This is a genomic window from Streptomyces sp. NPDC058246 (assembly GCF_042881985.1).
In the GTDB taxonomy this organism is placed as follows: Bacteria; Actinomycetota; Actinomycetes; order Streptomycetales; family Streptomycetaceae; genus Streptomyces.
The window spans coordinates 142,513-150,969 of sequence record NZ_JBHVWZ010000018.1; the positions used below are offsets into that span (position 1 = coordinate 142,513).

The 8,457-nt window shown below is 71.5% G+C and carries 11 protein-coding genes and 1 pseudogene; all 12 read right to left on the reverse strand.

What is annotated here, in order from left to right:
• Nucleotides 1–24: 24 nt before the first annotated feature.
• Nucleotides 25–288 (reverse strand): gas vesicle protein K, encoded by a 264-nt coding sequence (locus tag ACFVXA_RS25370; protein ID WP_383745107.1) that lies wholly within the window; start codon nucleotides 286–288, stop codon nucleotides 25–27.
• Nucleotides 289–302: 14 nt separating this feature from the next.
• Nucleotides 303–491: a gas vesicle protein gene (locus tag ACFVXA_RS25375; RefSeq protein ID WP_383744968.1), complete on the reverse strand. Its 189-nt coding sequence runs from the start codon at nucleotides 489–491 to the stop codon at nucleotides 303–305.
• Nucleotides 488–1,255, reverse strand: a complete 768-nt coding sequence (locus tag ACFVXA_RS25380; RefSeq protein ID WP_362031642.1) for a GvpL/GvpF family gas vesicle protein — start codon at nucleotides 1,253–1,255, stop codon at nucleotides 488–490. Before ACFVXA_RS25380 ends, ACFVXA_RS25375 begins: the two co-directional genes overlap by 4 nt.
• The gene (locus ACFVXA_RS25385) at nucleotides 1,252–1,578 is read right to left on the reverse strand and encodes a gas vesicle protein (RefSeq protein WP_362031644.1); all 327 of its coding nucleotides are present in this window, start codon (nucleotides 1,576–1,578) and stop codon (nucleotides 1,252–1,254) included. The genes ACFVXA_RS25380 and ACFVXA_RS25385 overlap by 4 nt, the downstream gene beginning before the upstream one ends.
• Nucleotides 1,575–2,747 (reverse strand): SRPBCC family protein, encoded by a 1,173-nt coding sequence (locus ACFVXA_RS25390; protein ID WP_390026809.1) that lies wholly within the window; start codon nucleotides 2,745–2,747, stop codon nucleotides 1,575–1,577. Before ACFVXA_RS25390 ends, ACFVXA_RS25385 begins: the two co-directional genes overlap by 4 nt.
• A complete protein-coding gene (locus ACFVXA_RS25395; protein ID WP_390026812.1) occupies nucleotides 2,740–3,528 on the reverse strand; it encodes a DNA primase in 789 nt (262 codons plus the stop codon). The genes ACFVXA_RS25390 and ACFVXA_RS25395 overlap by 8 nt, the downstream gene beginning before the upstream one ends.
• On the reverse strand, nucleotides 3,525–3,788 hold the full coding sequence (locus ACFVXA_RS25400) for a gas vesicle protein GvpG (RefSeq protein WP_362031650.1): 264 nt from the start codon (nucleotides 3,786–3,788) through the stop codon (nucleotides 3,525–3,527). Before ACFVXA_RS25400 ends, ACFVXA_RS25395 begins: the two co-directional genes overlap by 4 nt.
• A gap of 4 nt (nucleotides 3,789–3,792) precedes the next feature.
• A complete protein-coding gene (locus ACFVXA_RS25405) occupies nucleotides 3,793–4,551 on the reverse strand; it encodes a GvpL/GvpF family gas vesicle protein (RefSeq protein ID WP_390026814.1) in 759 nt (252 codons plus the stop codon).
• The gene (locus ACFVXA_RS25410; protein ID WP_362031654.1) at nucleotides 4,548–4,979 is read right to left on the reverse strand and encodes a gas vesicle structural protein GvpA; all 432 of its coding nucleotides are present in this window, start codon (nucleotides 4,977–4,979) and stop codon (nucleotides 4,548–4,550) included. The genes ACFVXA_RS25405 and ACFVXA_RS25410 overlap by 4 nt, the downstream gene beginning before the upstream one ends.
• 136 nt (nucleotides 4,980–5,115) lie before the next feature.
• A complete protein-coding gene (locus ACFVXA_RS25415) occupies nucleotides 5,116–5,475 on the reverse strand; it encodes a gas vesicle protein (protein ID WP_362031655.1) in 360 nt (119 codons plus the stop codon).
• A 70-nt stretch (nucleotides 5,476–5,545) separates the two neighbouring features.
• Complete coding sequence (locus tag ACFVXA_RS25420) at nucleotides 5,546–7,393, reverse strand: transketolase (protein ID WP_383744954.1); 1,848 nt, start codon at nucleotides 7,391–7,393, stop codon at nucleotides 5,546–5,548.
• A gap of 8 nt (nucleotides 7,394–7,401) precedes the next feature.
• A pseudogene (locus tag ACFVXA_RS25425) lies at nucleotides 7,402–7,683 on the reverse strand (hypothetical protein); the annotation flags it as partial.
• Nucleotides 7,684–8,457 lie beyond the last annotated feature (774 nt).

An 8,457-nucleotide genomic window follows, 5' to 3' on the forward strand; every position in this document is an offset into this window, starting at 1 on the left:
GAGGAGGTAGAGGTATCCCCCCGTCTATCCCCTGGGAAGGAGCGGTCCGAGCGGCCCGAGGTCCAGGTTGAGATCCTCGGGCCGCAGTCCGTACCGCTCACGCAGTTCGGTCATGCGGTCGTCGAGCAGCATCAGAGTGAGCCCGATCCGTTCCTCTTGGTCCTCCGTCAGCTCCCCCGTGTCGAATCGCCGCAGCGCCTGCCGCTCCATCAGCTGGCGCAGCAGCTCCACCACGGTCAGCACGAGCTTGACGAGGTCGCGCTCCACCGTGTCGGGATCGAGGTCCATACGGTTCTTGCCGGTCACGTCGTCTCCCCCCAGGGTGCGGGCACTTGCGCGTTCACCGAGCTGATGAGCGCGTTCAGGTCGATGCGTACGAGGTCGACGTCCGCGATCCGCAGCGTGATGTCCCCGGCGATCACGACGCCGCCCGCGAGCAGCCGGTCGAGCAGGTCGACGAGGGCGACCTCGCGGTGTTCCACGACGCTCACGCCCCCTCCCCGCTGAACGAGTAGGCCGCCCAGGGGCCGGTGAGTTCCACCCGCAGTCCGGGCACCTCGTCCTTCGTACGCTCGATCAGTTCCACGAATCCCTCGGATTCCGCACGGGGTACGAGGTAGGCGGCATTCAGCACGTTACGGCCCGGGGCCTGGGACAGCGCCGCGTTCTGCGGTGCGTGGATCCTGGTCTCCTCCGCGTACGCGGAGAGAGTGTCGTGCAGCTCTCGGGCGAATTTCTCGGCGCGCTCCCACAGGTCCTCGTGGGCGCGATTCCGCATCCGCCGCTGCCGCAGATAGTCGCGTCCCGTGGTGGCTTTCCCGGGTGTCCCTTCCGGCGCCTGCTGCTCGTCGCCGCCGGAATCGGCCGCGTACACCTTGACGCCCCATTCCACCCGGCCGTCGAGTCTTTCGAGCGTCCGCAGGAACTGTTCGTGCCGGTCCTCCATCATCACGCGGACGCCGCTGTCGTCCCGGAACACGGTGGCGAGCCGCAGCGGCAGGGGGGTGCACACGGCGGTCAGCGTGTCGATGACCCGCTGGTGGGCGCGGGCGGTTTCGCTCAGCCAGTCCAGGTCCTCCAGGTGGGCCCGCAGCGGCTCCTCGGCGAAGTCCGCCTCCGGGACGTCGCCCACCACGGCGACCAGGTCGCCGTGGTGCAGCAGCTTCGGCGGGACGCCCGCGACGCCGGTCAGCTGGGCCTGCGGCGCGGCCGTGAAGGGCCGGCAGATCGCGTACACGTAGCGCAGACCGCTCACGAGGTCTCCTCCTCCGGGCTCGCGCGCTCCAGCTCGGCGAGCCGGTCGCGCAACTCCCTGTTCTCACGGGCAAGTTCGGAGTGGTTCGCGCGGGACGACAGCGCGGGGTCGTCCTCCCACCAGTCGATGCCCATCTCCTTGGCCTTGTCGACGGAGGCGACGATGAGCCGCAGTTTGATGGTGAGCAGCTCGATGTCCAGAAGGTTGATCCGGATGTCACCCGCGATCACGATGCCCTTGTCGAGCACCCGCTCCAGGATGTCGGCGAGGTTGGCGCCGCCGCTCTGTCCGTAGGACTCGGGGAGTCTGCCGGCCATGGTCATCGACGGCCCCGGCTCTCGACGAGTTCGCCCTCGTCCTCGTCCTCGTCTTCCTCGGCGTACTCGTCGTCGTGCGCGTACTCGTCGTCCTTGGCGTACGCGCCATTCTCCTCGTCCTCGACCTCGTCCTCAACCTGGTCGTCCTCGACGTCGTCCGCGGCCTCGTCCTCGTACGCCGCCTCGTCCGCCGCCTCCTCCGGCTCGTCGGTCTCCTCTTCCGGCTCCTCTTCCTCGTACTCGCCGTCGGGTTCGGCCTCGGATTCGGTCTCGGTTTCGGGCTCGGATTCGGCCTCGCGCTCTTCCTCCTCCTCGGCGACGGCGTCCTCGTGGGTGCGGACGACCTCCCCGTCGCGGATCTCGCCGCGCCAGCCGTCCTCCGCATCGCCCTTGATCGTGATGAAGCGGGCGTAGTTCTTGAGGTCGAGCCGGGCCCGGCGGCCCTGGGCGCGCCAGATGTTGCCGGTCTTCTCGAACAGGCCCTTCGGGTAGTACTCGACGACCAGCAGGACGCGGGTGAGGTTCTCGGCCAGCGCGTGGAAGGTGACGACGCCCTTCGTCGTGCCCTTCGCGCCCTCCGAGGTCCAGGAGATCCGCTCGTCCGCCACCTGCTCGGTGGTGTGCGCCTTCCAGCTCCGGTTCGACCAGAAGACCTTGAGCTGCCAGTCGGAGGTGGTGTCGTCGGCACGGTTCGCGCTCTTGACGCCCTTCGCGAAGGTGCTGAAGTCCTGGTACTGGGTCCACTGGTCGTACGCGGTCCGCAGCGGCACACCCACATCGATGAACTCGATGATGACGGTGGGCTTCTTGCCCGCGCCGCCCTTGCGCCGGCCCTTGCCGCCGGTCAGGTTCTTGAAGGCGCCGGCGACGCTGTCCTTGGCCCGGCCCGCGCCGAGTTCCAGAGCGGACCGCAGGGGCCCCTTGCCCTCGGCGAGCTTGCGGCCGCCGTCCAGGGCCAGCTTGGCGAAACCGGGGCTGTTGCCGTCCGCGATGTCGTTGAGCTTGCCGGTCGTCTCGCCGAGCCTGTGGCCCACGCCGACCAGCAGCCGCTGGGCCTGTGCGGACAGGTAGGCCTGGACCTCCTCCTTGAGCCGGTCGGCCGCCGCGCTCTGCACGACGCCGGTGAGCGGGTTGTCCTTCGCCCGCTTGTCCGCCGATCCGAGGGTGTCACTCATCGTCGCCGCCTCCGCTCGACATCCGGGTGCGCGGCGTGCGGCGCGTGGCGGACTTCGCCGTGGCCGTCTTCTTCGCGGGAGCCTTCTTGGCCGTCCGCGCCGCCGTCTTCTTGGCCGCCGTCTTGTTGCCCGGTGCCTTCTCGGCCGCCGCGGTCTTCGTCGGCGCCTTGCCGGCCGATGCCTTGCGGGCCGATGTCTTGCGCGCGGGGCCCGGCTTTCCGGCCGCCTTCTTGGCCGGGGCCTTCCTCGCGGGCGCCTTCTTGCGGGGCCGGGCCTTCTCCTCGGCATCGCCGTGCTCCGAGTCGTCGCCCGAGCCGCCCTCGTCGTCCGCGTCGTCGTCCGCGCCGTCCGCGTCCTCCGCGCCGTCCTCCCCGTACGCGCCGTCCTCCTCGTACGTGTCGTCCTGCTCGCCCGCCTCGTCCTCCGCCTCGTCCTCCTCGCCGAGCCCGGGCACGTCCGGCACCACGCCCGCGAGCTGGTCGCGCACCTCGGCGGTCCGGCCGTGCAGCCGGTCGGCGAGGCCCTCGATCTGCCGCTCGACGAGCGCGCCGGAGGCGGCCTTGCCCACACCGCGCAGGTCCTCGCGCAGCTGGTCGCCGATCTCCTTGAACTGCGGATTGTCCCGCAGCTGTCCGGCCACCAGGTCCGCGAGCGCCCGCGGGCTCAGATGCATCCGCTTGCCGGCCACCATCGTCCCGACCGCGAAGGCCAGTTTCATCTTCTTCGTACGTCCGAGGACGTACCCGGCCCCTACGGCGAGGCCCAGTCCCAGTCGATTCATCCTGCCGTCCCAGTGCCTGAACCCGCGCTGCCGCGCAGGCCGATCTCCAGCCGGTCGAGGAGCTCGTCCTCCTGGCTGTCGAACTCGTCGTCGTCGATCTCGCCCGCCTCGAGCCGCTGCTCGAGGCGGGCGAGTTCGGCTTGGATCGCTGCCGGGTCGTAGTACTGGCGCTCGGCCTCGGCCAGCACCTGTCCCACGGCCCACAGGCTGCCGCGCACGGGGGCGAACGGCAGCAGCAGCACCTCTCCGATCAGTCCCATCCGCTCACTCCGCCTCCGCCGCGGTGGCCGCGGGCTCGGCGGGGCCGGGCTCGACGAAGCTGTAGGGCGGCAGCGGCCCGTTGACCCGGACCTCGAGGTGGGGGTGGCTTTCGCGGACCTGCTCGACGGCGGTGAGGAACCCCGCGGCCTCGTCGCGGTCGACCAGGAAGGACACGTTGGCCAGCCAGCCCGTGGACTCGGGGCCCACGCTCACGGCCTCGGCGACCGGTTCCAGCGTCTGCCGCAACTCGGCGGCGTCCGCGCCCTCCTGCTGCTGCAGGGCGGTCACGACCAGTTCGCCCAGCCGCAGCCGCTGCTCGTAATCCCCGCCCCCCGCCTGCCGGTTGGCCTCGGTCAGGGCGCGTATCTCGGAGTTCTCCGACATCACGCGGTGCAGGACGGCCTCTTCGTCATGGCTGGCCTTGACGTTGTACTCGACCTTGCCGGCCAGCGTCTTGAGCCTCTCCTGGTAGTGCTCGGCGCGCTCCGCGAGCACACCGGCGACGGCGGCGTCGTCCTGCGCGACACTGCCGAACCGCATGGGCAGTACGGAGCCGCCCGCGCCCACCTCGCTCAGCACGTTCTGGTGGGCGAGCAGATCCCTGCGCTTGGGCCGCAGCCCGTCAGGGGCGTCACTGACGAGGGCCGCCAGGTCTCCCTCCTTCAGGATGCGGACGGGCCGGGCCGGTGCACCGACGCCGCCCATGCCCTCGGGGAGCGAGGGATGCGAGGCCGCCGAGATGCCGTAGACGTAGGTGCTCACTCCTGCTCCTCCTTCCTGCGCGCGGTGGTGGACTTGCGGGCCCGCGGCCGGGACTGGGATTCGGACTGGCCCTCGTCACGGGCCTGTTTGAAGGCGTCGGAGATGGTCTCCGCCGCGCCGGACAGCGCGCCCTTGGACTTGCCGCGCGCGCCGGACTCGGTGATCTCGCCGACCAGGTCGGGCAGGCCGGGGCTCTTGCGCGGGCCCGCCTCCAGGTCGAGGCGGTTGCACGCCTCGGCGAAGCGCAGATAGGTGTCGACGCTCGCGATGACGACGCGTACGTCGATCTTCAGGATCTCGATGCCGACCAGGGAGACGCGGACGAACGCGTCGATGACGAGCCCTCGGTCGAGAACGAGTTCGAGAACGTCGTACAGGCCACTGGTGCCGCCCGATCCGCCGCTCTGTTGTGCCGGGACAACGGTCATGCCGACCGCCCCTCCTTGTCTGTGGATGCCCGCGCGGCTTGTCTGCGGATGCCTGCGCGGTGTCGTGTCCTACTCGTGTTGCCGGTCTTTTCCGTCTTATCCGTCTCGTCGCGAACTGCCTGCGCGGCGGAGCGGTCTACCGGCCGCTTCTGCGCGCGTCGGCCCTGCCGCGCTCGTATCGGCGGACACGCCGATAGCCGGTGAGCCCGCCCCGCGGGTCGAGGGTCACCTCGTACGTCGCGAGCAGGCTCATCGTGTCGGGAACCCGGACCAGTTCCAGGACCTCGATCTCCAAGGTCCAGCCGTCATCGGTCTGTTCGAAGGACGACACGGACTCGGCGTCCATGCCCGTCAGCTCCGCGAGCTGGGCGCGCGCCTGGCGCAGCACCTCCATGGGACCCGGACGGTTCTCCGTGGCGTCCTCCGACTGACCTTTCCTGCTTTCGGGGGAGTTCTGTGAATCCTGCGACTTTGCTGTGTTCGATGTGTTCGACATGACCACCTCGAACACCGAGTGGCCCGCCGTTCGTTGGCCAAACCTTCGGATGTACGTGACGCCCGTCCGGTCAGCGCACGATGGCCGTCTCCACCAGCAGTCGTGCCGCGGCCGCGATCGACTCGGCGTCGATGCCCGCGGCGTGCAGCTGCTCGGCGGGGGTGGCCGAGCCCGGCATCGTCCGTACGGCGAGGCGCACGAGTCGCGGCACGGGGCGGCCGTCGAGGAAGGCGTCGAGGACCGCGTCCCCGATGCCGCCCTCCTCGTGGTGGTCCTCGACCGTGAGCAGACACCCCGTGTCCTCGGCGGCCTCGCGCAGGGTGCGGCGGTCGACGGGCTTGACCGAGTAGAGGTCGATGACCCGGGCCTGGATGCCGTCGCGGTCGAGCGCCTCCGCGGCGGCCAGCGCCTCGTGGACGGTGACGCCCGCCGCGACGAGGGTCAGCCGGTCGTCGCCGGAGGCGCGCAGCACCTTGCTGCCGCCGACCGGGAACTCCTCGTTGGGGCCGTAGATGACGGGCGTGTCCCCACGCGAGGTGCGCAGATAGCGGATGCCGTCCAGACCCGCCATCTCGCAGACGAGCTTCGCCGTCTGGTTGGCGTCGCACGGGTACAGCACGGTCGAGCCGTGCACCGACCGGAACATCGCCAGGTCCTCCAGGCCCATCTGCGAAGGCCCGTCCTGCCCGATGGAGACGCCCGCGTGCGAACCGACGAGGTTGATGCCGGAGCCGCTGATCGCGGCCATCCGGACGAAGTCGTAGGCACGCGCGAAGAAGGCCGCGAAGGTCGAGGCGTACGGCACCCAGCCGCGCGCGGCCATCCCGACCGCGGACGCGACCAGTTGCTGCTCGGCGATGTAGCACTCGAAGAAGCGCTCGGGGTGCTCCTTGGCGAAGAACTCGGTGCGCGTCGAGTCGCCGACCTCGCCGTCCAGGGCCACCACGTCGCCCCGGGCGGTGCCGAGCGCGGCGAGCGCCTGGCCGAAGGCGTCGCGGGTGGCGGCCTTCTCACCCGTCTCGTAGCGGGGCAGATCCGCGTGCCCGGACTGCACGGCGTGCAGGATCCGCGCGGCGGGCGGCGGCTGGACCGCCACCCGCCGGTCGTGTACGCCGCCGAGTTCGGCGATCGCCTCGTCGGCGTCCGGCAGCGGCTTGCCGTGCAGCCCCTCGCGGTCCTCGACGGCTGCGACGCCCTTGCCCTTGAGGGTGCGTGCGATGATCGCGGTCGGCTGTCCGCCGGTGGACTCGGCCTCGGCGTACGCGCGGTCGATGGCTTCGACGTCGTGCCCGTCGATCTCGACGGTGTGCCAGCCGAAGGCCTGGAAGCGGCGGGCGTAGGCGTCCAGGTCGTGTCCGTGCCGGGTGGGGCCGCGCTGGCCGAGTCGGTTGACGTCGACGATCACGGTGAGGTTGTCGAGGTGCTCGAATCCGGCGTGCTCGGCGGCCTCCCAGATCGAGCCCTCGGCGAGTTCGCTGTCGCCGCACACGACCCAGACGCGGTATCCGGTACGGTCCAGCCGCTTCCCGGCCAGCGCGATGCCGACCCCGACGGGCAGCCCCTGCCCGAGCGAGCCGGTGGCCGTCTCGACCCACGGCAGCCGCTGCGGTGTCGGATGCCCTTCGAGCCGGCTGCCCAGCTTGCGGAAGGTGAGCAGTTCGGCCTCGCTGATGGCTCCGGCCGCCTTGTACGCGGCGTACAGCAGCGGCGAGGCATGCCCCTTGGAGAGCACGAAGCGGTCGTTGCCGGGGTGCTGGGGGCGGTCGAAGTCGTAGCGCAGATGGTGTGCGAACAGGACTGCCATCAGGTCCGCGGCGGACATCGAGGACGTCGGGTGCCCGGATCCCGCGGCGGCGGAGGCGCGGACGCTGTCCACGCGCAACTGCTGGGCCAGGTCGATGAGCTGACGGGTATTCATGATTCTCCTTACGGGCGGCTTTCGGGCTTGCCGGGGGCGCCGGCGCCCCGCGCCGGCTCCGGGAACGCGGTGTCCCGGGGCACGGGCCAGGAGCGGACCAGACCCAACTGCGCGGTCTGGCGCGGCAGTACGGCGTCCCGCGGCCGGTCGGCCGCGACACGGATACGGTTTCCGGGCACAGCGGCGAGGTGGTAGCCGCGGGTGACGGCTTCGGCGGCCGACCCCGACAGCGGGATTCCGGCCGGATGGGCGGCGGCCTTGGCGCCGCCGAGGCCGACGGTGCGGCCCAGGTGCACGGTGCGTGCGGCCGGATCGGGGCCGTCGGCCTCGACGGGCATCGGTCGGACGCGGGGCAGAGCGCCCGAGAGCGGGGCGGTGACCGTGACCGTGACGGTGACACGGCGTGACTCCAGGACTTCGGCGGCGCCCTGGGGAGGCAGAGGGAGATCGGCCCGGGACAGCAGGGGCGGACTGGCCCGAGACGGCAGAGGCAGATGCAGAAAGTAGTCGGCCGGATGCGGAAGGGTGATGTCGGCCCGGTGCCGGGTGAGCCGCGTCGGGGTGCGTGCCGTCCGACACCCGGCGAAGCCGGCAGCGACGATCGGAATGCGGGGTCGACCCACGGTTCGCCTCCGGCGGTGTCGCTCGTGCGTCCTGGGAGACTTTCCGCGTCCCCCAGGCCAGGGCACCCAAACGCACGGACCCGCGCTGTTTCGCACGCGTCCCACCGGGCGTTCGGGCGCGTCCGCACCAGGGCCCGGCCAACGAACCGATCGGCCGCGACACGCCGTCCTGAAGGCCCGCCCCCGCCCGGAGGCCCGCCCGGCAGGCGTCCCCGCCCGGAGGCCCGCCCGGCGCGGACGAGCGCGCCGCGGCCCCCGCGTGTCCGCAACAAGGGCCCGCGAACCGGCCCGCCCCCGTAGCGGCCGCACGAAGACCGTCGCCGCCCGGCCCGCGGCACCGCGGACGCGCGCATCACCGCACCGGTGTCGTGCGCCGGTGTCGTGCGCTGCGGCCAATGCCGCCGGGCCGGGCACAGCGTGGCGGCGTGGGCGGGACCTCGG

What these genes read in the sequence shown, in the direction of transcription:
- ACFVXA_RS25370 (WP_383745107.1), bottom strand. Translation starts at nt 288, where the DNA reads ATGGACCTCGATCCCGACACGGTGGAGCGCGACCTCGTCAAGCTCGTG.
- ACFVXA_RS25385 (WP_362031644.1), bottom strand. Translation starts at nt 1,578, where the DNA reads ATGACCATGGCCGGCAGACTCCCCGAGTCCTACGGACAGAGCGGCGGC.
- ACFVXA_RS25390 (WP_390026809.1), bottom strand. Translation starts at nt 2,747, where the DNA reads ATGAGTGACACCCTCGGATCGGCGGACAAGCGGGCGAAGGACAACCCG.
- ACFVXA_RS25395 (WP_390026812.1), bottom strand. Translation starts at nt 3,528, where the DNA reads ATGAATCGACTGGGACTGGGCCTCGCCGTAGGGGCCGGGTACGTCCTC.
- ACFVXA_RS25400 (WP_362031650.1), bottom strand. Translation starts at nt 3,788, where the DNA reads ATGGGACTGATCGGAGAGGTGCTGCTGCTGCCGTTCGCCCCCGTGCGC.
- ACFVXA_RS25410 (WP_362031654.1), bottom strand. Translation starts at nt 4,979, where the DNA reads ATGACCGTTGTCCCGGCACAACAGAGCGGCGGATCGGGCGGCACCAGT.
- ACFVXA_RS25415 (WP_362031655.1), bottom strand. Translation starts at nt 5,475, where the DNA reads ATGTCGAACACATCGAACACAGCAAAGTCGCAGGATTCACAGAACTCC.
- ACFVXA_RS25420 (WP_383744954.1), bottom strand. Translation starts at nt 7,393, where the DNA reads ATGAATACCCGTCAGCTCATCGACCTGGCCCAGCAGTTGCGCGTGGAC.